At 58.5% G+C, this 24,921-nt stretch carries 19 protein-coding genes; 11 read left to right on the top strand and 8 right to left on the bottom strand.

Features of this window, described 5'->3' with window-relative positions; genetic code table 11:
- Nucleotides 1-102: 102 nt before the first annotated feature.
- A complete protein-coding gene (locus tag LG327_RS18390; protein WP_404364202.1) occupies nt 103-1,740 on the bottom strand; it encodes a methyl-accepting chemotaxis protein in 1,638 nt (545 codons plus the stop codon).
- 234 nt (nt 1,741-1,974) lie between these two features.
- On the opposite strand from LG327_RS18390, the gene LG327_RS18385 reads away from it, so the two are divergent.
- Nucleotides 1,975-2,601, top strand: coding sequence for a cation transporter (locus LG327_RS18385; protein ID WP_404364201.1), 627 nt, complete (start codon nt 1,975-1,977; stop codon nt 2,599-2,601).
- Between the two features lie 123 nt (nt 2,602-2,724).
- Here LG327_RS18385 and LG327_RS18380 read toward each other — a convergent pair whose 3' ends face one another.
- The gene (locus LG327_RS18380; protein WP_404364199.1) at nt 2,725-4,089 is read right to left on the bottom strand and encodes an OmpP1/FadL family transporter; all 1,365 of its coding nucleotides are present in this window, start codon (nt 4,087-4,089) and stop codon (nt 2,725-2,727) included.
- A 155-nt stretch (nt 4,090-4,244) separates the two neighbouring features.
- Nucleotides 4,245-5,378, bottom strand: a complete 1,134-nt coding sequence (locus LG327_RS18375) for an arginine N-succinyltransferase (protein ID WP_404364197.1) — start codon at nt 5,376-5,378, stop codon at nt 4,245-4,247.
- 199 nt (nt 5,379-5,577) lie between these two features.
- Here LG327_RS18375 and LG327_RS18370 point away from each other — a divergent pair, with 199 nt between their 5' ends.
- The 4 genes from LG327_RS18370 to LG327_RS18355 all read left to right on the top strand — a co-directional run bounded on the left by LG327_RS18370 (nt 5,578) and on the right by LG327_RS18355 (nt 11,576).
- Nucleotides 5,578-6,006: an Lrp/AsnC family transcriptional regulator gene (locus LG327_RS18370; RefSeq protein WP_404364196.1), complete on the top strand. Its 429-nt coding sequence runs from the start codon at nt 5,578-5,580 to the stop codon at nt 6,004-6,006.
- Between the two features lie 117 nt (nt 6,007-6,123).
- Nucleotides 6,124-7,398 carry a 4-aminobutyrate--2-oxoglutarate transaminase gene (gene gabT, locus LG327_RS18365; RefSeq protein WP_404364194.1) on the top strand — a complete coding sequence of 425 codons (1,275 nt, stop codon included), beginning with the start codon at nt 6,124-6,126 and terminating at the stop codon, nt 7,396-7,398.
- A gap of 387 nt (nt 7,399-7,785) precedes the next feature.
- Complete coding sequence (locus LG327_RS18360) at nt 7,786-9,282, top strand: ATPase domain-containing protein (RefSeq protein WP_404364193.1); 1,497 nt, start codon at nt 7,786-7,788, stop codon at nt 9,280-9,282.
- Nucleotides 9,283-9,287: 5 nt separating this feature from the next.
- Nucleotides 9,288-11,576: a putative bifunctional diguanylate cyclase/phosphodiesterase gene (locus LG327_RS18355; protein WP_404364191.1), complete on the top strand. Its 2,289-nt coding sequence runs from the start codon at nt 9,288-9,290 to the stop codon at nt 11,574-11,576.
- A gap of 4 nt (nt 11,577-11,580) precedes the next feature.
- Here LG327_RS18355 and LG327_RS18350 read toward each other — a convergent pair whose 3' ends face one another.
- The 3 genes from LG327_RS18350 to LG327_RS18340 form a co-directional block, all read right to left on the bottom strand.
- Nucleotides 11,581-12,663, bottom strand: a complete 1,083-nt coding sequence (locus LG327_RS18350) for a beta-N-acetylglucosaminidase domain-containing protein (protein WP_404364190.1) — start codon at nt 12,661-12,663, stop codon at nt 11,581-11,583.
- Nucleotides 12,664-12,862: 199 nt separating this feature from the next.
- Nucleotides 12,863-15,106, bottom strand: a complete 2,244-nt coding sequence (locus tag LG327_RS18345) for a hypothetical protein (protein ID WP_404369546.1) — start codon at nt 15,104-15,106, stop codon at nt 12,863-12,865.
- Nucleotides 15,107-15,111: 5 nt separating this feature from the next.
- On the bottom strand, nt 15,112-15,864 hold the full coding sequence (locus LG327_RS18340) for a TVP38/TMEM64 family protein (protein WP_404364189.1): 753 nt from the start codon (nt 15,862-15,864) through the stop codon (nt 15,112-15,114).
- 160 nt (nt 15,865-16,024) lie between these two features.
- Between LG327_RS18340 and LG327_RS18335 the strand changes: the two genes are divergently transcribed.
- The gene (locus tag LG327_RS18335; protein ID WP_404364187.1) at nt 16,025-17,065 is read left to right on the top strand and encodes a hypothetical protein; all 1,041 of its coding nucleotides are present in this window, start codon (nt 16,025-16,027) and stop codon (nt 17,063-17,065) included.
- 21 nt (nt 17,066-17,086) lie between these two features.
- Here LG327_RS18335 and LG327_RS18330 read toward each other — a convergent pair whose 3' ends face one another.
- Nucleotides 17,087-18,061, bottom strand: a complete 975-nt coding sequence (locus LG327_RS18330) for a ribose-phosphate diphosphokinase (protein ID WP_404364185.1) — start codon at nt 18,059-18,061, stop codon at nt 17,087-17,089.
- Nucleotides 18,062-18,396: 335 nt separating this feature from the next.
- On the opposite strand from LG327_RS18330, the gene LG327_RS18325 reads away from it, so the two are divergent.
- The 4 genes from LG327_RS18325 (at nt 18,397) to LG327_RS18310 (ending at nt 20,696) form a co-directional block, all read left to right on the top strand.
- Nucleotides 18,397-19,125, top strand: a complete 729-nt coding sequence (locus LG327_RS18325; RefSeq protein ID WP_404364184.1) for a hypothetical protein — start codon at nt 18,397-18,399, stop codon at nt 19,123-19,125.
- A gap of 108 nt (nt 19,126-19,233) precedes the next feature.
- Complete coding sequence (locus LG327_RS18320; RefSeq protein WP_404364183.1) at nt 19,234-19,611, top strand: DUF6152 family protein; 378 nt, start codon at nt 19,234-19,236, stop codon at nt 19,609-19,611.
- Between the two features lie 8 nt (nt 19,612-19,619).
- Nucleotides 19,620-20,102, top strand: coding sequence for a hypothetical protein (locus LG327_RS18315; RefSeq protein ID WP_404364181.1), 483 nt, complete (start codon nt 19,620-19,622; stop codon nt 20,100-20,102).
- Nucleotides 20,103-20,132: 30 nt separating this feature from the next.
- A complete protein-coding gene (locus LG327_RS18310; protein WP_404364179.1) occupies nt 20,133-20,696 on the top strand; it encodes a VIT1/CCC1 transporter family protein in 564 nt (187 codons plus the stop codon).
- Nucleotides 20,697-20,700: 4 nt separating this feature from the next.
- Here LG327_RS18310 and LG327_RS18305 read toward each other — a convergent pair whose 3' ends face one another.
- Nucleotides 20,701-23,601 carry an FAD-binding and (Fe-S)-binding domain-containing protein gene (locus tag LG327_RS18305; protein ID WP_404364177.1) on the bottom strand — a complete coding sequence of 967 codons (2,901 nt, stop codon included), beginning with the start codon at nt 23,599-23,601 and terminating at the stop codon, nt 20,701-20,703.
- A 149-nt stretch (nt 23,602-23,750) separates the two neighbouring features.
- Here LG327_RS18305 and LG327_RS18300 point away from each other — a divergent pair, with 149 nt between their 5' ends.
- Complete coding sequence (locus tag LG327_RS18300; RefSeq protein WP_404364175.1) at nt 23,751-24,857, top strand: glutathione S-transferase family protein; 1,107 nt, start codon at nt 23,751-23,753, stop codon at nt 24,855-24,857.
- Nucleotides 24,858-24,921 lie beyond the last annotated feature (64 nt).

The raw sequence follows: 24,921 nt of genomic DNA, 5'->3' as shown, positions 1-24,921 counted from the left end.
GTATCTGTTATCAAGTCTGCGGCCATGTCGCCTGATTTCAACCACGGATACCGGCCCCTCCTGCGCTGGGCCGGTATAGCTGCGTGAACCCGGACTGCCTGCTCAGATCCTGAAGAAACTCACCCTGCTGCTGAGCTGGTCGGCAAGGTCCGACAGCTCACGGCTGGAGCGCGCCACCTGTTCGGACCCGGCGGAGGTTTCGATGGTGGCATCGTGGATGCGGGTGATGTTCCGGTTGACCTCCTCGGCGACGGCGCTCTGCTGTTCGGAGGCACTGGCAATCTGGGCGTTCATGTCATTTATGGAGCCAACCTCGTTGCCAATGCTGGCCAGGGCCTGCTCTGCTTCGCTGGTCTGCGCCACGGTCTTTCGGGCCAGGTCACGGCTGGCTTCCATAACAGAAGCAGCCTTGCCGGCTCCAACCTGCAGTTTGCCGATCATTTCCTGGATCTCACGGGTGGAGTCCTGGGTCCGGGTGGCGAGTGAGCGAACTTCGTCAGCAACCACCGCAAAGCCCCGTCCATGGGTGCCTGCGCGGGCTGCCTCAATGGCGGCATTGAGCGCCAGCAGATTGGTCTGTTCCGCAATCGCGTTGATCACTTCAATGATCTTCTCGATATTGCTGCTGTCTGTTGAAACCCCCTGAACTGTTTCGGAGGCTTCCTCCAGGGTTTCCGCCAGGCGGTTGATAGCTGCTGCTGTGTCTCCCACGACCCGGTTGCCGGTTCTGACTTCCTGGTCGGCTGTCTGGGTTGCGCTCGCAGCCTTGGACGCATAGCTGGCCACTTCGGCCACGGAGGCTGCCATCTCGTTCACGGCCGCAGCCATCTGTTCTGCTTCCCTTGACTGAACCCGGATCTGCTCGCTGTTGCTATCTGACGTGGAGCGTAGCTCCGCCGAGGCAGTGTTCAGCTCGTCGGCTCCTGACCGTACTTCCCGGATGGTGTCCACCAGGCGGGCAAGGGTGGTTTTCAGGGCTCCCATAACGCTGTCGTCGTGGGGCGTTCTGATGTCCTGCATCAACTCACCGTCCGCCACACGGCGAAGAGCGTCCGCGACTTCGTGGGGCTCGGCGCCCAGGGTGCGCTTGAGCTTGCGGATGATCAGCAGGGAAACAATGATGCTTACCAGAACCGCCAGAGCTGTAACGCCCAGAATGGTCCATTTGAAGCCGCCGGCGACGTCCCGCACGCTGGCAATCTCGGCCCGGATGAGAGCTTCCTGGTAATCGATGAACGCGTTGATTCGCTTGAGCCATTCGGTATAGGCAGGGGAGACATCTGACAGCAGAAACTCTCTGGCGTTTTCAATATCGCCGCCTCTGCGGATGTCCACCAGGGTTTCAGTCAGGGCAAGAGTGGTTCTTTCAATATCCTCAATGCGTCTGAGCAGTTGAACCTCTTCACTCGTGTTCTTGTGTGCCCCGAAAAGCTGCTCCATTGAGCCGGCCGAATCCTGGTAAAAATCATCCAGTCTCTCAACTTCCCGGAGGTGCCTGTTCAGTGCCTGGTCATTTTGAACCAGGACAGCGTCGCGAATGGCGATGGCCCGGTCATGCACACTTCCGCGGAAATTGATGGCCTGCCGCTGCTTCCGGGTTTCGCCCTCGCTCACGCTTGTAAGTGTTGCGTCGATAAAGCCTACGCGGTTAATGCCGATCATGGTGATCAGAATCATCAGAAAGAGGACCAGGCCAAAGCCGAATGTTAAGCGCTGGGCAATCGTAAGTTGTTTGTGCATGACTTGGGGACCTTCCATACAGTTAATTGATTCTGTTTCAGAACCTGCTTCGTTGTGATGTTTAAGTACTTTGATTTGCTACTTATGGATCCCTGCAGAGGCCGCATTTTAAAAATTTGATGCTTTTTTACACTTGCCCGGAGGTTTTCGCCCAGCCCGGAATCGGGGCGATGGATGTCATCGCCCCGATTCATGCAGTAAAATCCGCTTCCGGCCACCAAGGGACTATATGAAATGAGCGGTTGTTGCGACGACGACAGTAATCTTGAACTTCTTCAGACCAGACAGAGGGGAACCCTGAACAGGGTTCTTGGCATCAATCTGGTGATGTTTTTTGTGATCGCAGCTGCAGCCATCTATGCCCATTCGACAGCGCTGCTGGCCGACAGCCTCGACAATCTGGGTGACGCCCTGACCTATGGCCTCAGCCTTTACGCGGTTTCCCGCGGGCCGGAGGTCAAAGCCCGGGTTGCGCTCTTCAAGGGTGGGCTCATCCTGCTGGCGGCCTGTGTGGTTGCGGGGCAGGTGGTGTACCGGATGTTTGTGCCAGCCACGCCCATTTTTGAAGTCATGGGGGCATTCAGTCTCGTTGGTCTGGCAGCCAATTCCCTCTGCCTTTACCTGCTCTGGCGACACCGCAATGAAGACGTGAACATGAGTTCGGTGTGGGAGTGTTCACGGAACGACATAGCGTCAAATCTTTCAGTCTTTGTAGCGGCGGGGGCTGTGTGGATTACCGGGTCTCAGTGGCCGGATATTGTTGTGGCTCTCGGGCTGGTATGGCTGCTTTTCCGTTCCTCCATCCGTGTAATTTCTTCTGCGAGAGCTGAGCTGGGATCCTCGCGCAGGACAAATATGTAGGTGTACGGAGTCTGTGTTGCAGAGTCTGGTGACGCCGAAAAGCAGGGCGCTTTTCCAGACGTCCGTGGACAGCTGAACGTCCCTGTTCAGCATAAGGCAGGCAGACACACCAGACTGGGCGGCTCAGAACTGCCAGTTGCCCTGGACAGCAAAGATGTTGACGCTGGAGGCGAAATTGCCCTTCAGGCGGTTGCCCTGTTCGACTTTGTTGATCTCGCTGTCGTCCACGGAGATGTGAGCATAACCAACATCCACTGAGGCTTTTTCGGAAAACGCGTAGTTGAAGCCTGCACTGGTCCAGAAACGGTCCTGGTCAGGAATGCGAACCGTGACAAACTCCCGGCTTGTCTGGGGCGCTTCGTCAAATGCAAAACCCAGGCGCCAGGTCCATCGGCCCTCTGGCTCGAAGCTGGCGCCTATGGCGTAACGCATGGTGTCGTCGTATTCCAGGTCCAGCGTGGCCACTCGCAGGTTTTCGTCGGTGTTGATTATTCCAATCTCCTTGATGGAACTCCATTCGGTCCAGGCGATGTCCGCGTGAACCTGCCATACGTCGTCGAAGCGATGGGATGCGCTCAGAGTTATTGTATCTGGCAGTTCCAGGTCCGCCTCAACATCGCCATCAAGCTTCTGAAGGGTTGTGGTACAGGCCGGGTCCTGGGCACAGGAGGTCGAGGGCGAGAAGTCTGCATCGCCCTCAAGCTCGAACTCTCCTCCCTGGCGCCAGACGAGCCCGATGCGGGTGCCCTCGAGCGGCTGCCAGTGAATACTCAGATCCGCAATCACATCGCTGTCGTCCCCCTCGATCTCCACGCTGCTGTCTGATGACCTGTTCCCTGGGCCGCCGTGGGCCAGGGCGCAGGCCGGGCCGTTTGAGCTGGCCGCAAAACAGGCGCCAAAGGAGTCGACTTCGTTCTCCAGTGTGGTGTCAACTGTCTGATAACTGAGGCCGAAACCGACGGATAGCTGGTCGGTCACGGCGTAGGCGAACGTCGGGTTTATGTTGAGAACCGCCAGTTCACTGTTGGTACCGTGATATCGCCCTATCCAGTCGTCTTCGTATTCACTGACAAGACCGAAAGGGGCATTTATTCCAAGCCCGAAACGCCAGCGCTCGGTGATCGGCTGTACATAGTAAAAATTGGGAACAAAACCTGCCTCGTCAGTTTCACCGCTGTCACCCCTCAATGGCCGCTGCAGCGCCGTGCCGTCCGCCGCCGTCGAGCCCTCATTGTCAAACTCGGATTTGGTGAGCACCAGGTGGCCGGCTACTGTTACCTGCGCAGCGTCCAGTTGGGTCATGCCCGCCGGATTGAAAAAAACCGTGGTCGCGTCATCTGCAATGGAGGCGGTGCCGGAAAAAGCAGTACCGAGCCTGGCGGGACTTTGCTCGAGAATCTGAAAGGATGATGCCTGTGAGGCCGCGGGCATAAGGCAGAACAGCCCGGCTGTTGCAATTGCAATCCTGAATCCGAGTTGAGGTTTCATAGATGGGCTCTCCGTGGTAAATGAAAAAGCACGGTTTGGCTTTTTGAGCCTGGCAAATCCTGAAAGAACATACAAGAAGCACCTTTCGGGTGCGTCGCGCAGTCGCCGTCAAGCGGATCAAATCACCCCACGAACGGCCGGCAGCATGGACAGGGCTATAGGACCGCGTAACCAGCCTCCCGGTGAAAGTTCGGGGTCGGCCTGCGGGCGATATCTGCCCCAGCAGTGACTGGTTCCAGCACTCTTGCCCTGCAGCCTTTCCCGAGGCGCAGAGATTCCGCAAGTTGCGGCGTTATCTCCAGCATCCCGGAACGCCCATGAAGGGTGGCCTGGTCGGTCATGGTGGCGCGAAACTGCTCAGAGCTGGCATTGGCGATCAGTAACTGGTTCGGGGTTTCAGGGTTTTCCAGTGGATCGGCAATCCTGGCCCTGCCGTCGACAATCCGGACTCCACATTCGGTTGACCCGGCAATGCTGCGGACCTGGCTCCGCGTGGCTTCCACCGTGGGGCCGGCATCGAACAGATCGAAATATCCCCTGAAACGAAACCCCTCAGCCTCCAGAAGGCTCAGGGCTGGGCGGGTTCTGTCGTGTACCTGGCCGATTACCGCCCGGGCTTCCGGGCTCATCAGTTGGGTATGCAGCGGATGGCGGGGGCAGTGGTCCGCAATGAAGTCCAGATCCCCCGCCCCCACCTTCCGGGTGACGCTGGTAAAATCCATGTCTGCGAAATGGGGCCGGAGCCAGTTCCAGAAAGGCGCCGAACCATCAGGGCTGGAAACGCCCCGCATCTCCGCTATGACCGTGTCTGAAAATCTTTCGGGATGCTGGGCCATGAAGGCAAAGCGAACCCGCGACAGCAGCTTGCCTGCATTGGGCCGCCGGAACTGTGGTCGCAGGAAGAGGGTGCAGATCTCGGTGCAGCCAGTGTAATGGCTGGTTATTTTCAGCACCTCGTTGCCAGGGGGATAGTTGTCCGACGTGTCTGGTCGCCGGTTGCCAGGAACCATCTGGCTTTTGTGGAAATGGTAAAGGGGCCTCTGGATGCCTGCCGAGGCCTCAATGCCCGATATTCCCATGACCTCACCTGAAACAGGATCCTCAAGAATGAACAGGTAAGTTTCATTTCCAGGCCGGCCGACCGGACTCCGGAAGCTGTCGACAGAGCGCTGGATCTTTTCTGCCAGCAGGGCTTTGTCTCTTACCAGGGACGTAAATCCCGGGCCGGATTCTTCCGCCATTTGCTGGAGGGCCGGCAGGTCGCTGGAGGCGATGGGGCGAATGATCATGTTCCGGTTTCTCCCTCAGAGCAGGCCAGCAACCTGCGCTGGGCCGTGACGATAAGTTCAGATGATTGCCGGTTCCAGGCGATGAATGAGGGAAGTTTGCGGGATTCTCGGGTCAATATGTAGTGTCAAAAAATGCGCAATAATTCAGTTATTGGTCATAATGACCGTGTATAAAGTCATTTTGAGAAAAGGGTGCCCAATGATCAGTAAGCAGGACCAGCAGTTGCTACTTCTGCTTCGACAGAACGCACGAATGAGTATTTCAGACCTGGCCCGCACTCTGGACCTGTCACGTTCAACAGTGCAGAACCGCCTTGCCCGGCTGGAAGCCAGCGGGGTGATACGTGGTTATTCCGTGGAACTGGGCGGTGAGTATCTGGGCAATCAGGTGGAAGCGCATGTTTCCATCAAGGTCTACCAGAAGCTCACCGGGCGAACAAACGCCTCCCTGGAGCAGATCAGTCAGGTGGCGCAGCTGTACTCGGTGAGCGGGGAATATGATCTGATCGCCATTGTGCAGGCCCAGTCTCTGGAAGAACTGAGCGCGGTGCTGGACCGCATAGGTGACCTGGAGGGCGTCGAACGCACAAATTCCGCAGTGGTACTGGAGACAAAGTTCAGGCGCTGACCGCTGTCGCCGGACTGCTCCGGGTCAGGGGGCACGACTGAGGTCCTATTGGAAAAACGCTCACCAAAGGGCCATACTGTGGGTCGGATTTCGACGCTATGAGCAATGGAGGACAGGATGAGCAACAAAGAGTTGCAGGCACTGAAAGAACGGTATGTCGCTGCGGGTGTGGCCAGCCCCAACGAGCAGTTCGCCGACTACGCGAAGAACGCCGAAGTGTGGGATGCCGACGGCAAACGCATGATCGATTTTGCCGGCGGCATCGGTGTGCTGAATCTTGGCCACCGTCATCCGAAGGTCGTCGAAGCCGTCAAGGCACAGCTGGACAAGCTGATGCACACCTGCCAGACGGTCATGCCCTATGAGGGTTATGTAAAGGTTGCGGAGAAGCTGAGCCAGATTGCCCCTGTTCGCGGTCATGGCAAGGTGATGCTGGCCAACTCAGGTGCTGAAGCGCTGGAAAATGCCCTCAAGATTGCCCGGGCTGCCACTGGCAAGACCAATGTGATCTGTTTTGATGGCGGTTATCATGGCCGTACCTTCATGACCATGGCGATGAACGGCAAGGTGAATCCCTATCAGACGGATTTCGGCCCCATGCCTGGCACCGTGTTCCGGGCGCCTTACCCGATTCCCTATCACGGAGTCAGTGAAGACGAGGCACTGCGCGGCCTGAAAATGGTTCTGAAAACGGACGCCAACCCCAAAGACACCGCTGCAGTGGTCATTGAGCCCGTGCTTGGCGAAGGGGGCTTTTATGCCGCCTCCCACAGCTTTCTCCGGGCAATTCGCGACATCTGCGACGAGCACGGCATGCTGATGATTGTGGACGAAGTGCAGAGCGGCTTCGGACGCACCGGCAAGATGTTTGCGATTGAACACAGTGGCGTTGAGCCAGACATGCTCACCTGCGCCAAGAGCATGGCAGACGGCATGCCGATTTCTGCCATCGTGGGAACGGACAAGCATATGGATGCCTCCGGCCCCAACTCCCTGGGCGGAACCTACACCGGCAGTCCCGTGTCCTGTGCCGCAGCACTTGCGGCCATGCAGGCTTTCGAGGACGAAGACATTCTGGGCAGGGCGGTCCGGCTCGGCGACAAGCTGGCAGAACGCTTCGCCCAGTGGCAGGAACAGTTCCCCCACGTAGATAACGTGCGGAATGTCGGGCCCATGGCTGCTTTTGAACTGGTGGATAGCAAGTCCAGCAGGGAGCCCAGAGGGGACCTTGCCGCTGCTGTGGTCAAGAAGTGCAAGGAAAAAGGGCTCATCCTGCTGAGCTGCGGCATGTACGGTAACTCCATCCGCTTCCTGATGCCCATCACTATTGAGGACGAAATCCTTGAAGAAGGCTTGAAGATGGTTGAAGAGGCACTCGGCGAAGTGTCCTGACGCCCGAGTAGTGGGACAAGGCCCGCGATTTGCCATCGCGGGTTTTTTTATGGCTGATTACCTGTCAGCGCCTCACATTGTACGGGCTCTGTCGTGCCCCGCCTCATGCCCAGTTTCAGCTGCAATATCCAGATCTGTGTCGAGGTGGGCTGCATCAAAATCCCGGCTGCTCGTCAATTATGGTTGTAGGTCCCTTTTCGCTATGAGAATCTTTGTTGGCCAGCTAAAAAGCACATATTAAATGAGGGTTCCTGGCCACTTGATGGCTGACAGTTCCCGTGATTTCCAGCGCCATGAGCGCTCGCGAGGTCATTGTGCTGTCTGCGCCTACAGGTGAGCTTGACCTGAAAGCAGTATCGAAAACCATGTTTATCAGGGAGGAGACCTGTGGTCACTCGCATATCAACTGGCATAGCCGGGCTTGATTCGGTTATCGGAGGGGGATTTTTAAAAGAGCGGGCCTACATGGTCACTGGCGGGCCGGGCTGTGGGAAGACAACACTTTGCCTGCACTTTCTTGTAGCGGAACCGGCCGAGAAGTCTCTGCTTGTCACACTGGACAAAAACCTCGACAAGATCCGGTGGATGGCAGACTCACTTGGCCTCATGACTGACAACCTTGTGCTGGAGGACCTCTCCCCCGGAGACGTCCGGCAGGAAACTCGGGAGTCCTTCGATGTGGTTCCGACCTCGGAGCTGGGTCTCGCACCGTTGGTTGACCGGATCTGTGCAGCCGTAGACCGGCATCAGCCCGGGCGCGTCGCGATTGAACCACTTTCCTGTCTTTCATCACTGGCTCCGGACAGCTTTCAGTTCCGTCGGCAGAGCCAGGCCCTGTTCAATTTCCTCACCGAACGCGGCGCCACACTTGTGTTTTCCAGTGAAGACCTCCGGACAATGCGGGGCGAGAAGCCGGATGCGGATCTTTACTATATCGCGGATGGCATCATAAACCTCGAACGGATGAACAAGGGGCGCATGCTCAGCGTAACAAAAATTCGGGGCTCCAATTTCATGGATGGCTGGCATTCCATGCGGTTGACCGACAGGGGCATACAGGTATTTCCCCGGCTGGTGCCTGAGGACGGTGAGCGCTCTTCCGGCTCGGTGGAAATCAGCACCGGTGTCCAGCAGCTCGATGCCATTCTGCATGGGGGCATCAGGACTGCCACCATGACCATCATCGCCGGCCCCACAGGGGCAGGAAAGACGACCCTGGGCATGCAGCTTGTCTGTGCGATGGCGAAATCGGGAGATGCTACGCTTGTCTGCACCTTCGAGGAGAGCGGTACCAGCATCCTTGAGCGCTGTAGAAATGTCGGGTTGCCGGTGGACAGCCTTTTGGACCAGGCGAGGCTTGATGTCTGGACCATTGAGCCGCTCGCGTATTCGCCGGACGAGATGGGACACGCTCTTCGCAAGCGGGTTCAGGAAGGTGGTGTAAAAACCGTCATGATTGACGGCTCCTCCGGCTACTCCGTGTCTGTGGCCAACCTGGCTGCCCCCGACGAAAGCGCGGGGGGGCGCCTGCATGCGCTCTGCCGGTATCTGGTTGGCCTGGGCGTCACCGTCATTCTGATCAACGAGACCCCTCATATTTCATCCGAAAACGTCACCGCTGCTGACCCAGGTATGACCTATCTCAGTGATCTCCTGATCATGCTCCGCTATATAGAAATGGACAGCGAGCTCAGAAAGACCATCAGCGTGATCAAAAAGCGCGCAGGGGACTTTGAAAAGAGCCTGCATGAATTTGATATCACTGATGAAGGCCTGCGAATAGGGCCCCCATTGCGGGGACTTCAGGGCATCCTCAGAGGTCAGCCTATTCAGGTGAGCACCGGCAGAGGCCACGGCAACCGGACAGATGACAAGGGAACCTAGCCTGTATGGCCAATATACTGCTTGTTGTCAGTCATCAGGGAAACCGGCGAGTGCTTGTCGAGATGCTTTCCCGCCACCGGCTGATCCATCCCGAAAACGGGGAACTCCCGGATGACGAGGTGGACCTGATTATCATCGATTTCAACAGCCTTAGAAAAAATCGGGAGCTCGTTAGCCGCATCCGGGATGTGCAGGCACCAACACTGGTTCCCGCCCTTCTCATGCTCCGTGAAAGCCAGCTTGGCCATACCCGGGACCTGCTCGGAAATTACGTTGATGAGGTCGTATTCACTCCGGCTCTGACCGCGGAGCTTACCGCCCGGGTTCGTAATCTGCTGCGCTTGCGCCAGCTGTCCAGAGGGCAGCATGAGCTGTATCTGGCTTCCGAGACACAACTGCGCCGGGTTGACCGCGCCTACCGGTTGCTGGCGGATTGCAACGAAGTCACTCTGCGGGCGTGCGATGAAACCGGGTTACTGGAAACTGTGCTGTCAAAGATCACAGGGCCCAATGGCTATCTTCTGGCATGGGCAGGTATGCAGAGGCCGGCCTCTGAGCATTCGGTCGAGATTGTTGCGGCGCAGGGCAGTCGGGCAGCAATTGAGAGTGGCAGAGAGGCTATCCTCCGGGGAGAGGCCGATGAAAACCTGGAAGTTGCGGCCCAGGCGATTGAGGAGCGCCAGCCGGTGATTCAATCCGGTGGCTCGCTGCCGGCGAGTGACTTTGTGATTCGTCAGGGCATCAAAGCCGTGGCTGCGCTGCCATTGCTATTCGAGGACAACGCCGACGCCGGGGTGCTGGTTATCTATTCGACGGTTCCCACGGCGTTTCATGACGGCGAAGTAGACCTGCTCAGACGCATGGCGGACAACGCGGCCTATGGAATATCGGCCCTGCGTACCCGTGACCTTCTCGACGAGCAGCGGGCGTTAGCCAATGAAAGATCCTACCGTGACCCGCTGACAGGACTGCCAAACCGGCAGTACCTGAAGGAGGAGCTTGCCAGACTGGACTCCGAGGCGGACCGCCACCCCCGTCACGCAGCCCTGCTGTTCGTCGACCTGGACGGTTTCAAGCGCATCAATGACAGCCTTGGTCATGTGGTGGGGGACAGGTTGCTCAGGCTGGTAGCTGAACGCCTGAATCAGTTGGCCCGGGAAGAGGATTTTGTTGCCAGGCTGGGTGGAGACGAATTCGTGTTTCTTGTTTACGCAGACCATCCTGAGTCAGATACGGAGTGGGCGACTCCTTCCGAGGAGCTTGTACGTGCCTCAACCCTTCTTGCTGAGCGCCTGGTGGATCACATGAGGCAGCCTTTCAGGGATGGCGCCCATGAACACCGTCTGGGCGTCAGCGTTGGCATCAGTGTGTTTCCCGAAGACACTCCCCGCGCCACGGACCTGATCAATCTGGCGGATATGGCCATGTATAACGCCAAAGCTGAGGGTGGCGACCAGTTTCATTTCTATTCTCCGGCTCTGACACATGATCAGCGTCAGCGTCTGGAGCTGGAAAATGAGCTGAGGGAGGCGGTTGATCAGGATCAGCTTGTTACCTTCTACCAGCCGATCCTCAATCTGAAGAGCGGCAGGGTGGAATTCATCGAAGCACTGATGCGTTGGCCCCGCCCGGACGGCTCCCTGCGAAAACCGGAGAATTTCCTGAAAATGCTGGAGGAAACCGGACTGATCCATGAGGCCGGGGAATATCTGTTCCGACAGGCCTGCCAGACTCTGGCGCGCTGCCGGAGCATTCAGCCAGATCTGCGCATGACGCTGAACCTGTCGGTGAATCAGCTCAGTGAGCCAAAGCTGCTTGATCGCTTAAAGGCAATCAGTGAATCGGAAAGAGTAGCGCCTGGAGCGCTGATACTGGAAGTTACGGAGGATTCGTTGCTGAGGAACTCCCACAGAACGGAAAGGGTGCTAGCCAGGCTCCATTCCAGCGGATTTGACGTCGCCATTGATGATTTTGGAATTGGCCATTCGTCCCTGAGCCGGCTCAGGGAACTACCGGTAGCCATGCTGAAACTGGACAAATCCTTTCTGCGGGAAGGCAGCCGCGGAAAGGTCAGCAGGGAGCTTATCCGGTCCATCCGGGACATGGCAGGGGCGCTTGACCTCAGGCTGGTGGCTGAAGGAATCGAAACAGAAGAACAGTGGGCCATGGTCCGGGACCTCAGCTACGGCCTTGGCCAGGGATTCTTTTTTGCGCGCCCCATGCCTGAGCCGGAACTCAAGGTCTTTCTGCAGAATCAGCCGGAGACATCCTACAGGTATCCTCAAGTCCGGTGACTCGTCACTGGGTCTGAACCATCTCGTCTGTGACCTGGTACCTTCCATCAAGCCAGTTGAGAATCTCCCTCGCGCCGGCGTGGTTGATTCTGCCATACCGCTCCCGCAGGATTTTCTGCTTTTCACTGCTCAGTCGCCGAAGGCCGGCGTCTTCCAGCAGGAGAATATCATCACATACCTGGCTGCCCAGTCGTGTTCCCAGCACTTCGGTGGCCGCTTTGCGTGTGGCAGCCATGTAGCAGTAGTCGTCACCGAGCCGGTAACTTTCTGCAAGAGTAATGGCGGCAATGCAGGTGAGCGTGGGCTGCAGGGCAGGGTTGATGGCGTGGCCCCGCACCTGGCCCGCCAGGCTTGCCGGGCGGCCGGTGAACCCTCGGAGATGGAGATGCTGCGACATCCGGTCCCCATCGTTGACCGGGTAGTTGTCCCAGAGCAGGACTGGCCGCCCCAGTTCTTCCCGGATGGCCCGGACATGTCCGGGAGAGATTGCCCGGGAACAGACCTCTTCCCCGGTCCAGAAAACATCGATGTCATCATGCAGAAGCTCGCCCAACCGCTTCAGGTAACCGGCGGGACGGGGTGTGAATACCCGGTCCAGAACCGGGTCCCAGGTGTAGTAGGTGGGGCAGACGGCAAGATGCTTGAATCTGCCCTCGGCCTGCACCCAGTCAACAACTTCGGCCTGACGCTCCGCCAGCTTTGGGAGGTCTCCCGGCATATCATCAAAAAGCAGCGCCAGCCGATTCACTCCCAGATCGCGGAGGTGGGCAAGTTTGTCTTTCAGAAGCTGTTTGGCATTTGCATCAAAGGAGCGGTAAATCTCGTAGGGGCTGAGGCCGACTCCAAAGCCGATCCCGAGGTTTTCACAATAGCCGGCAAAATGGCTCAGGTTTTCGGCCTCGGTCCGGGGGTGAAGCTCGTTCCAGCGCCGGCGCAGGAAAGGGTCACTTTTGGGAGCGTACCAGTAGAAGCCATAGCCATGGGGAGCGAGCCTGCGCACCACAGCCTCGCGTTCTTCCCATGTCCAGGGAGGGCCGTAGAAACCTTCGATAATGCCCAGGGGTGGCTGGGTGCTTTTCGGGTTCAAATGAAGTCACCTCACATTGGTTGCCAGTGAGCAAGCGGGCAGGCCTTTCCAAAACACGCTGTGAATACATCCCTGTACGCTCGACCTCCGCCATCCCTGGCTCCGGACGGTTTTGGAAAGGCCTGCCCGCTTGCTCACACCCAGCTTAAGAGTCTGCTGGCAAGCCGAAGTCTATAGCATGAAAGACTCTGGCGCATTTTCAGCTTCCGCAACTGGATTTTTTCAGGACGGCAGACCCTGTTCCCGGGCTGGCCACTACCGGTTCATAACCCGGCAGATTCACATCAATGGCAGGTTCCTCGCGGTGCCAGTCAGCCGTCCACTCCACCCGGGGAGAGCCAGTGGGGTCAGGCGTAATGCTGACGGATACAGTGCCAAAGCTGGTTGGCGCCGGGCCGAAGCTGATGATCTCATTCTGTTCCAGCCAGCGGCCTGGTATGCCTCCGCAAAGGACAAGGCGTTCGCCTTCTTCCCGCACAAAGCAGTTCCGGATCATCAGCACCCATTCGGCCGAGGCCCAGACGTGGTGCCCGTCCCCCATGCAGCCGCCCAGGGTACCGGGATGGATCGCTTCGGGCCACTGGCCCGTCGGGGAAGCCAGGTTCGCCACCGAATCCATCAGCTGCAAATAACGGGAGTCTCCCGCCCGCAGAAGCACCTGGGCTACGTGGAGTGTCAGGTAGGCATTGAGACCGGAATGGATCATGTCCTGATAGAAGGCGTCGCCCACGAAACACCGCTCCAGCAGAAACTCAACACAGTCAAGCAGCCGGGGATCATCCGGTGCGCACAGCTGCGTGGGATACCCCACCGCGAGCGAGCCTATGGCGCCGGCATCGAGGCGGCGGTAGGGGGAGGCGGGCATGCCAGGCCGTTTCAGGCGCTGCTGGCAGCCCTCGAGGCTGCGGTCGACGGCCTTTGCAAAGTCCACCGCGTCTTCCCGGAAGGCCCTGCTGTCCTCCGGTCTGGCATCGCCGAGCATATCCGCTGCAGCGTGGAGCCCCGAGATGCCCCAGAAATCATCCCAGTAGTAGTAATCGTTGGGGCCAAGGTGCTCCGCGCTGAAGCCGGCAGGTAAAAGCCCGGCATGGGGCGCCACAGTTTCTTTTCTCATACGTTTGGCGGTGATCCACTGGGCGCCACGGGTTATGGGGCCGTGCCAGTGTTTTTCCGGGCGGCGGCCGGTGAGGTCGAAAAAGCGTTTGAGGATCCAGAGCACTTCACCGTTGGCGTCCCATTCGCCCTCCTGGGACCGGAAATAGCCGCGACTGGTCTGGCGCTGAGGAAAACGGGACAGAGCCCGTTCGGCACGTCTTGTCAGGCCAATACTCACCAGCGCGTTGATGATGAAGGCTGCATCCCGGAACCAGAAGCGCTTGTAGGTGAACGGCCCGGGATAGACATCGTCGGGAGAGTGGAGAATCAGGGATACAATCGCGGCATCGTAGAGAAACTGATACTGGGGGTCCGGGCACACCAGGCGGGCATGGCCCTCCCGCTCGGTCTGCCAGGCGTCAGCCAGAGGCAGGCGCGCCCGGCTGTCGCTCAGGGGAATGCTGGCGGTAATTTCGCGGGTTTCCCCGGCCTTGACGGAAAACAGCGCTGCCGCCGTTACCATGCCTACGTCGCAGATGCCCTCGGTCTGGTCTTCGCGATCGGTCAGATGGATGTGAACATCGCCATTCCGGTAATCCGAAATATGGTGCCGCTCTGCGGGCGCGCTGAAGGTGACAGAACGCTCGTCTTCCACCGTCCATGAGTCCCGCTCTTTGGACAGAGTGACGCGGTTGATGAAGCTGATTCCCTCCGGGTTGGAAGGTCGCAATGCCAGAACCAGCGAGCCAGTAACCTCCGACCTCGCCCGCAACCGGAATCTGCAGACCGGAATGCCATATTCCAGCTCCACCCAGCACCGGGTGCTCAGTTCCATATCGTCCATGGAGGACTCGGTGTTGACGCTGATTACCTCCCCCACATCCTGCCACTGGCGGGATTCCTTTGCCCGTGAGGGTAGCAGGCAGCGGCCGTCATCGGCGAGCAGCCAGCCGTCGAGCGACCAGCTGTCAAAAAACGGTGTCACAAGGCCCCTGGGATCCACGATTGGCAGTTCGTCGCAATCCGGATGGCCCACAGCCGTCCAGTTCCGATTGCTGAGGTTGATATGGGTAATGGAAAAGGCCCGGGGAATGAACGAAGGATCCCGGGGATCAAACTGGCGCTCGATCCAGTAGGGCCAGACCCAGTCCAGGTTATGCTGGATAACCCGGCTGTTGATCAGGCCCCGGGCGTGGAACACCACTCCGGCCCGCAGCAGCTCAATGGGTTCGCCAACCTCCGATGGCTGGGCAAAGCCATGAAGCCTGGAAAGCAGGGCAATGGGGTCGAGAAAACCGTGTCTGCGAGCGACGTGTTTGACCACGAAGCGCCAGGGTAGCCATTTCATCCAGGTCACTGTTTGATCTCCAGGGTGTCTTCCTCGTCTGTGTATTTGGCCAGAGCACGGCGTGCGAGGATGTTGAGGTAAACGACAGCGGCCACGGTGCCAGCAAACCCGGCGCCGTATATGGCCCACTCAAGGGGCGATCGGCCGGTTTCTCTTACCCCCAGAACAGTGAGGTCCGCTGCGAGAGACCCCAGGTAAACGTTGTGGAGCGAAAAAGGTATGAAGCCAATGATTGATCCGCCGAGGAAACCGGGAAATGAAAACCTGGTCAGGCCGAAGAAATAGTTGGAAAGCTTGCTGGGAAAAAAAGGAATCAATCGCGTCAGAAGCACGATTTTCCAGCCATGGGGGGTCAATTCTTCGCTCATCAGTCTGAGTCTGGCTCTCTCCATGACGAACTTTTTCGCCTTTTCTCCGAAAAGATAACGGGCTATCAGGAAAGCCGCAGAGGCACCAAGCACGGTTCCGGTGACGACGTAAATGGTGCCTTCCACCACGCCAAACACGAAGCCGGCACCGGTGGTAAACAGAAAACCGGGCAACAGGGCTACGACGGTCACGGTCATGAGCAGAATAAATAAAATGGCAGCCCAGGCCCCCTGGGCCTCGAACCAGCGGAGCATAACTACAACCTGTTCGTGGATGCCCAGAGCATAGAGGATGGCAAGAATGATGCCGACAAACGCAATGCTGGCGAGGATGCCCAGAATGGGAGAACTTTTCCAGCCAGCCCGTCGCTCCAGCTCTGCCTGTTGCATAATGGGGGGCGTCCTCCTGCGGTGGAAAAGAAAATGAGCAGAGACACAAAGTACGCGGGTGTCCTCAGCGCTTCTTACAGCCTAGGATAGGCCAGGGGGTGAAAACAAGGGTGCCTGCAAGGGCGCCAGAGAGCTAAAGGCATCAGGAGATCAGCAGCCAATGGCTGGAAACAGAACCGACCACGGAATGCGCCAGCATGATGGCGACAGCGAAGCCGGCCCTGAGCGGAAAATTATGGAGTTTCTGAGCCGGCCGGACAGTTACCCCGAAGGCACGGGCCGGGTGGAGATCCGGGAAACCCACCTCTCCCGCGTTTATCTCACGGATCGCTTCGTCTACAAGCTCAAGAAACCCCTGCGTTACGATTTCCTCGATTTCACTACGCCGGAAGCAAGACTGCACAACTGCGAAACCGAGGTGCTGATCAATTCCGAACTGGCGCCGGATGTCTACCAGGGAGTGGTCACCCTGGCTGAGAACGCGAGGGAAGGCCTCAACCTTGAAGGCCGGGGACGGCCTCTGGATTACCTGGTCAAGATGCGGCGTCTTCCCGAGGATCGTAACCTGGAGGTTCAGATGGCCGAAGGACACCTGGATCCGAAGGATATCGATCGGGCTGCCAGGCGCTTGGCCCATTTTTATGCTGAACGCCCGGTTCATGGGCCTGTGCAGGCCGAAAAGCTGGAAAAAAAAGTAGGTGAACACGCAGCTGAGCTGCGAGGTCTGCCTGTAGATACAGGAGGCAGGCTCGATAAGCTCGAAAGAGGCTTGCTGGCCCGGTTGGAGGATCACAGGCAGGATCTTGCGTCTCGACGTCGTGTGGACGTACACGGCGACCTGCGCCCGGAACATGTCTATCCTGGCGAGAAACCGGCATTTCTCGACCGTCTGGAATTTGATGCCGGCCTGCGTCTCATGGATCCTCTGGAGGAGCTGTGTTTCTTTGCCATGGAATGCCGACGGCAGGGCAACGCCTGGGTTGGGGAGCGCTTTATTGAAGTCTATCAGCAGGTCACCGGCGATAGCGCGCCTGACTCACTGGTGGCCATATACACAGGTTACCGTGCCCTTCTCTGGTCACTTCTGAAGGCCCGGCATCTGGAGCGGAATGATCACCGAAAGCCATGGGGTGACAAGGCACGGCAATATCTGGATCTGGGATTGCAAGCACTGGGTCAGGCGGAAGATCAGGCTTCCTGACCCGGTGTGGAGCCTGCCTTTTCAGTCCTGCAGGGCCGAGGTTTCTTCTCCCGTGTTGAGACCTCTGATGGCCCGGGCGAACAGGCCAGCGACCGAGATGACGGTGACATTGCTGTCACTGGGCGCCTTCTGCTGGGCTTTGACGCTGTCGGTGATCAGAAGCTCGTCCAGCTCTTCCGCGTCATAGAGCTTTTCCGAGCCGGGGCCGAAAAGGGCGTGGGTTATAACGCCGTATACCTGGGTAGCGCCGCCGTCCTTGCAGGCTTTGGCGGCCCGAAGAAGGGTGGTGCCGCCGGCGACCAGATCGTCCACGATGACGGCGACCCTGCCTGACACATCGCCCACAACGGCTTCTCCTGAAACCACGCCTTCACTGCGGCGTTTTTCCATGAAGGCATTGGCGGGGCGCTTGCCGGTGGCCTCCTCCCATGCATCACGGAAGCGGTCGGCCCGCTTGGCGCCGCCGGAATCCGGTGAAACGATGACCACATCCTCGCTCCCGAGTTTTTCCCGCAGCTTTTCCACAAACAGGCTGTGGGCTTCCAGGTGCTCGGCGCGACAGCGGAAAGCGTTATCAAAGGCCGCGCGGTTGTGTACCTCCAGGGTTACCACGCAGTCTGCGCCCATGGCTTCGAACAGCTGGCCTACATAACGGGTGGTGATCGGGTCCCGTTCTTTGGTCCGGCGGTCTTTCCGGGCGTACGCAAGGTAGGGCATCAGTGCGGTTACATGTCTGGCTCCTGCGTCTTTCAGCGTGGCCACGAAAAACAGCAGGCGCAGGAGTTTGTCGTTGACCGTGTGGTCTTCATCGCCATAAAGCGTGTGAAGAACGTAGACGTCCCGCTCCCGTACGCCTTCCATCGGCCGGGCCTTGTGCTCACCGTCTTCGAAGTGGCGCTCTTCATGAGAGGCAAGCTGGATTCCCAGCTCGGAAGCTACGGCTTTACCGAACTCCTGGCTTCCTTCGAGGGCAAACAGCATCGGCTCGTTTTTCATGTGATCTCCCTGGTCAATCGGCGAATTTTTTCCAATCAGGCGTTGCTCCGTGAGCCGCTAAGCAAAAAGCTCCGCATTCCCTCAATGTATTATCTTTGCAACCTGTTTACACCCCTCTATCGGCCCCTGTTGAAATGCCGCATGGTTGGGCCAACTGATAAGAGATGGCGTCTAATCCGTGCATTAGCAAACGGACAGGTCTTTCCGGAACACGCTGTAAATACTTCCATGTACGCTCGGGCTCCGCCATCCATGGCTCCGCACGGTTCCGGAACGACCTGTCCGTTTGCTCTGTCAGTCACTGGTATCAGCGCGACTCTGGAAGGAGTAACAACATGAGCTTTGAGGAAAAAATAAAGCAAATTGCTGGCGACAGGCAGCATGGCTCATCGGTGCTCGTTGATCACATCTGCCAGGAACTGGCAGCTCTCGAACAGGACTCTGACTATGAGAAGCGCCTGAAGTGGGCGTTCCGGGAATTGCGGAAGATAGACGATTCCATGGCTGTGGTGCATCACCTGCTGGACTCTCTTGAGCCCTGTATCGGCCCGGATTTCCCCGATGAGTTAAAAGCCTATGAGAGTCGATGGAATAATATTCACCGTGATATCGCCAGACGCCTGCTGGAAAAGCAGGACTTCACCGGTCAGACGGTGCTCATGCATTCCCACAGTGGCATGCTGATCGGGATAGCCGCGGAGGTTTCTGCAAAGGTGGAAGGGCTGAATGTGTGGCAGACCCGTTCGGAGCCGGGCGGGGAAGGCGAAAGCCAGTACCAGGAACTGCGCTCCCGGGGTATAAATGCCCAGCTGATCGAAGATGACCGCCTGCCGGACATTGTTTCCCGGCTGGATGCCGCCTGGCTGGGGGTGGATCAGTTCAGTGATGAGTTTTTCGTAAACAAGGTTGGCAGCCGGAGGATAGTTGAGCTTATGCAGTCCGTGGAGAAGCCTGTTTTCGTGCTTGGCGACTCACGCAAGAAGGTCAGCGAGCTTGATTTTTCGGAGGAGATCTTCGAGAAGGTGCCTTTTGGCGGCAATGTGCACCTTGTCACTGAGGGTTGATGCCTTTTCCTGAACCCGGACTGTTCATTTGCGCAGGTCGCGGGGAGGGGACCATACTGGGAACGTAGATGTAAAACCCTGCTGGATATGGCAACGGAGGGAGCCGTTATGCGTAATCCGGGAAACAGAGCGGTGCTGGCCGTGATGGTCCTCTCGGGTCTGCTGTTGGCGACTTTCGCAGTTTCTCATCACGGCTGGGGCTGGCTGAATGAAGATGAGTTCAGCATCACGGGGGAGGTTGTATTTGTGCGGCTGGGCAACCCTCATGGCGAAATCACCATTGATGCAGATGGGGTCCAGTGGATTGTCGAGCTTGGTCAGCCGTGGCGCAACCGGGAGGCAGGACTGACCATGGCACATCTGCCCGAAGGCAAGGTTATAACGGCTCAGGGGCACAGATCCCGGGCTGAGGGCCATCATCGAATGATGGCAGAGAGGCTCATCATAGATGGCAGGAATTTCGACCTCTTCCCCGACCGTCTGTAGGGGGTCTCATGCTCGAAGACTTCCTGTTGGCGCTGGAAACCGCGGCTCTCCCCATGGCCCTTGGAGGCTCAGTCTGGGCCTATCCTCTGGTGAACGCTGGACACATTCTCGGAATTGCTCTGCTGGTTGGCGGTATTGTTCCGCTGGATCTGCGCCTGCTTGGCCTGTGGAATCACCTGCCGCTGGGGCCATTTCTTCAGGTTCTGCGGACCACCGCAGCTGTGGGGCTGGGGCTGGCAGTAGCCTGTGGGGCTCTGCTATTCAGCACTGCTGCAACGGAGTACGCCAGCTCCGGCCTGTTTCTTGCGAAGATGGTCCTTGTGGCCTGCGGGATTCTCAATGCCGGCCTTGCCGCATGCTGGCTGGACGATGAGCATTTTCGGGCCAGAGACAGCGTAAGCCTGCCGTTTGCCCTTCGCGTCTTTGCTCTTGCGTCCCTCTGCCTCTGGATCAGTGTGCTGTTTCTTGGGCGGCTGGTTGGCTATTTCTGAGATGCATCAAAAATTTCCGGGGGACAGAAGATGGATGATGGGCCACAGAATCGACCAACGGATACTCAGGCGGTGGGCGGGCTGATCAGGAAATATCTGTCGGACCTGATATACGGTGCCAATGATGGCCTGATTACCACATTCGCTATCGTTGCTGGTGTTACGGGCGCCGCTCTTTCATCAACGGTGGTTCTGATTCTTGGCTTTGCGTCCCTGCTGGCTGATGGGTTTTCCATGGCGACCAGCGACTACCTGGCCGAGAGGACACCCAATACCCGTAACGCCACGACTGAAAAAGGAGAAGCGGCCAGACATGGCCTCGCCACTTTTGTCGGGTTTATTGTGCCAGGAATTGTACCCCTGCTCGCGTACCTTTTACCGATTGCACCGGAGGCGCAGTTTCCCGTGGCGGCGGTACTTACCCTGGTAACCCTGTTTGTGGTGGGTGCAGGGCGAGCTGCCGCCTCCAGTCTGAAATGGTGGGTCGCCGGATTTGAGATGCTTCTGGTCGGGGCTCTCGCGGCAGCGGTGGCCTACGGGGTTGGCGCTCTCGGCGCTGTGCTCACCGGAGGCGAAGGGCTCACTGCCGTCTGATACCTCAGCGGGTTCCTGTAAAAGCGCGGTCCAGCAGCTCGGCGCTGTGCAACACACGGCGCCCTGTGCCTCTCTGGATCTGTTCCCGGCAGCTGAAACCGTCTGAAACAAGAAAGGTGTCCAGATCCGTATCCCTCACGGCGGGGAAAAGCACTGCTTCTCCAATGCGCTGGGATACTTCGTATTTGTCCGCCTCAAAGCCAAAGCCCCCTGCCATGCCACAGCAGCCGCTGTCTGGCGTGGATACGGTCAGGCCCATCCGCTGAAATACTTCCCGGGTGCCGTCCAGTCCGTCGAAGGCCTTCTGGTGGCAGTGCCCGTGAACCAGTGCCTGGCCCTCAAGTTGAGGCCAGTTGATGTTCTCCTGCTGTGCCAGAAAATCGGGGAGCAGCCAGCTGTTTGCCGCCAGCCATCTGGCCCGGCTGTCGTCGGGGAACATGTTCAGCAGTTCATCCCGGAATACGCTCATGCAGGAAGGCTCCAGTCCGACGACCGGCAGGCCCTGGTCCATTGCCGGCTGGAGAGTTTCCATTACCTGTTCGAGGCGGCGGCGGGCGCGATCCAGCATGCCGTAATCATAGAGCGGACGGCCGCAGCACAGGGGGCGCCCCGGTAACTGTACGTCGAAACCTGCGTGTTCGAGAACCCGCACGGCCGCCGCAGGGGCCCGGGCATGGAGGAAGTTGCTGAAGGTGTCCGGCCACAGGATCACGGCCGGCCTGTCACTGTTCTGGCGCGGCGCGGTGCGGTAGCTCCGCGTGAAGGGTCTTGCAGAGAACCGTGGCAGGGAGCGCTCTTCAGATATGCCGGCGAGTTTCCGGGCCAGACCATTGATGCCGGGCAATGCCGTGAGGCCATTGAAAAGCCGTGGCGCAAAACCTGCCAGCCGGGACCATTCATGAATCATCCCGAGGGTCCACGCCTGTCGGGGGCGCCGGTTCTGCTCGTAGTAGTGGGCCATGAACTCGGCCTTGTAGGTGGCCATGTCCACCTGCACCGGGCATTCGTGTTTGCAGCCCTTGCAGGCCAGGCACAGGTCCAGGGCTTCGTGGACTTCCTCACTGTTCCAGCCTGTGTCCAGAGGATCACCTTCCAGCATCTCGAACAGCAGTCTGGCCCGGCCCCGGGTGGAGTGCTTTTCTTCCAGTGTTCCCCGGTAGCTGGGGCACATGATGCCGCCACTCTGGCTGCGGCATTTTCCCACCCCCACGCATCGACCGGCTGCCTGGGCAAAGCTGCCTTCGTCCCTGTGAAAGGTGAAATGCAGCGGCTGGGGGTCTATCGGATCATGGCCCGGGCCAGTGCGGAGGTTTTCATCCAGCCGGTAGGGCTCGATCAGCTTGTGGGGATTCAGGCGGTTGTCGGGATCCCATATGGCCTTGAACTCCCGGAAGGCGTCCATCAGCTCCGCGCTGAACATGCGGGGCCAGAGCTCTGCCCGGGCCTGGCCATCGCCGTGCTCGCCGGAGAGGGAGCCGCCGTAGGACACCACCAGATCCGCGGCTTCTTCGGTAAATCGCCGCCATTTGGCCACGCCTTCATGGGAGGACAGATCAAAGGTGACCCGGCCGTGGATGCAGCCATCGCCGAAATGACCGTAAAGGGAGGAACGGTAACCGTATTGCTCAAGGAGCTTGCGGTAATCCCGCAGATAATCTCCAACCCGGCCAGGGTCCACCGCCGCGTCTTCCCATCCTGGGTAGGTTTCCGGCTCACCGGGCAGGGCGTTGGTTGCGGCGGCGCCACTCTTGCGGACCGACCATACCAGGCTGGCTTCCTGTGGGTCTGTGTAGAGGCGGCTGTCGACACAGCGATCCTTCTGGGCATCCATGGCCGCCCGGGCCTGCTGCTCCGCTTCGTCCCGGTCATCGGCACCGAATTCAGCCAGTAACCACCCGTTGCCCTCGGGCAGGCCCTCCAGTGCTTTCAGGCCCATGCCTTTCTTGCGCATGTCGGAAACAATCTGCTCGTCCAGCCCTTCAAGGGCCAGCGCGCCAAAAGACAGAACCTCGGGGGCCTCGTCGCCGGCCTGGCATATGTCCTTGTAGCCGAAGACCACGAGTACCCGGTGCGCGGGGCTGGGAACCAGACGGGCCTGGGCCGCGAGGGTGATGGCGCAGGTGCCTTCGGTGCCAATCAGTGCAGCGGCAACGTTGAAGCCATTTTCCGGAAGCAGGGCGTCAAGGTTGTAGCCGGAGACCCGGCGACGGATGTCCGGAAAGCCCTCGCGGATGGCACCGGCATAGCGGTCCCGTAGCTGCTTCAGGCGGCTGTAAATCTCTCCACGACGACCGCCGACGCTGATGATGGATTCCAGCTCTTCGTCCGATGTGGGCCCGACGGTCAGGCGCAATCCGTCCCAGGTGAGCACCTCAAGGGTTTCAATGTTGTCGACGGTCTTGCCCGCCATCACCGAATGGGCGCCGCAGGAGTTATTGCCCACCATGCCGCCCAGAGTGCAGTGGGTATGGGTGGATGGGTCCGGGCCGAAGGTGAGGCCGTGCTCTTCGGCGGCATTGCGCAGGGTGTCGCAGACCACGCCTGGCTCGACCCAGGCTGTCCTGGTGCCTGGGTCCAGGTTGAGAATCCTGTTGAGGTAAGGGGAGGTGTCGATAACCACGGCGACGTTGCAGGTCTGGCCGGCGAGGCTCGTGCCGGCCCCCCGCATCAGCACTGGTGCGTTGAAGTCCCGGGCGATGGCCACCGCAGCTTCGATATCTTCTATGTTGCGAGGGATGACGACACCGAGAGGAACCTGGCGGTAGTTGGAGGCATCCGTGGCGTAAAGCGCCCGGCTGCCCGGGTCAAAACGGACTTCACCAGAAATCCGATCTTTAAGCGCTGCCACCATCTGTTCAGCGGCGCTGGCACTGAGAGTTCCGGTTTTCTGATGTGCCGATGACATGGCCACTTTCCCTGTTCCGGTGAATCAGTAAAAAATTTATAACACGGGGCGCCGGCAGGATGAAAACCGGTAATGGACAGGTCCAGAAGCATTTGCCAGGATCTTATATCCATTCGCATCCTATTTATCTCTGATCATGGAGGCCTGCTATGGCTTCAGCGCCTTACACACTTTATGGCACGGAATTTTCGCTTTACACCGGAAAGGTCAGAGCCTATCTGGAATACAAGGGCATCCCTTTCCGTGAACGCCTTTCCACCGTAGGCATCTACAAAAAAGTGATTGTTCCCAAAACCGGTGTGCGCTTTATCCCGGTGCTGGAGAGTCCGGAAGGGGAGTTTGTCCAGGATACCACCGAGATCATCGATTTTCTGGAAGAGAGGTTTCCCGAAAAGAGTGTCTACCCGCAGACGCCAAAGCAGAAAGTGGTGTCGCTTCTTCTTGAGCTCTACGGCGACGAATGGCTGCTCATTCCTGCCATGCATTACCGGTGGAGTTTTCCCGACCAGAACGAGGCCTTCATCATGGCCGAGTTTGGCAAGATAGTGCTGCCTTGGGCGCCTGCTTTTGTCCGCCGGATAGTGGCCAGGTCCAAAGCCTCGATGTTTGCCGGGATGCTGCCAGTGCTGGGCATTGATGAAAAGACAGGTCCGGAAATTGAAGCATGGTATCTGGAGACCCTGGATCATTTGAATGACCACTTCCAGAAGCACCACTATGTTCTTGGGGATCGTGCCAGTATCGCTGACTTTGGCCTGATCGCGCCCCTTTATGCGCATCTTTACCGTGATCCTGCGCCCGGCGCCATCATGCGGGAGCGGGCTCCCAATGTGGCGCGCTGGGTCGAAAGAATGTTCGAGTCGCATGCATCTGTTGGCGACTGGCCGACGGATGATGAGATACCGGAGACACTTCTGCCCCTGCTGAGGCGCCAGTTTGCCGAGCAGTTCCCGGTGCTCCGGGAAACAGTGGACGCGGTGGCGCAATGGATAAAGGAAAATCCGGGAAAACGCATCCCCCGCAAGGTTGGCGAACACAGGTTCCAGATTGGCAAGGCCACGGGAAGCCGCGCGATCATGCCTTACCCTCAGTGGATGTTGCAGCGGGTATTGGACGCCTACGGTGAACTCGAAGGCTCGGACCGGGAATCAGTGGATGAGCTGTTGCGCCAGTGTGGTGGCCTGGAAGCCATGCAGATGGAGATTCCCCAGCGTGTGGAACGCAGGAATAATCGTCTTATGCCTGCTGAGAACTGAAACGGAGTTCCGGAACGCCTGTCTTGCTCCACGCCAACAAATGGGCAACCATGACCTCCGGAAC

This window comes from Marinobacter sp., assembly GCF_044799475.1.
Lineage (GTDB): Bacteria > Pseudomonadota > Gammaproteobacteria > Pseudomonadales > Oleiphilaceae > Marinobacter.
The sequence above is the reverse complement of the archived record's forward strand: the minus strand, read 5'-3'. Positions and strand labels throughout refer to the sequence as shown.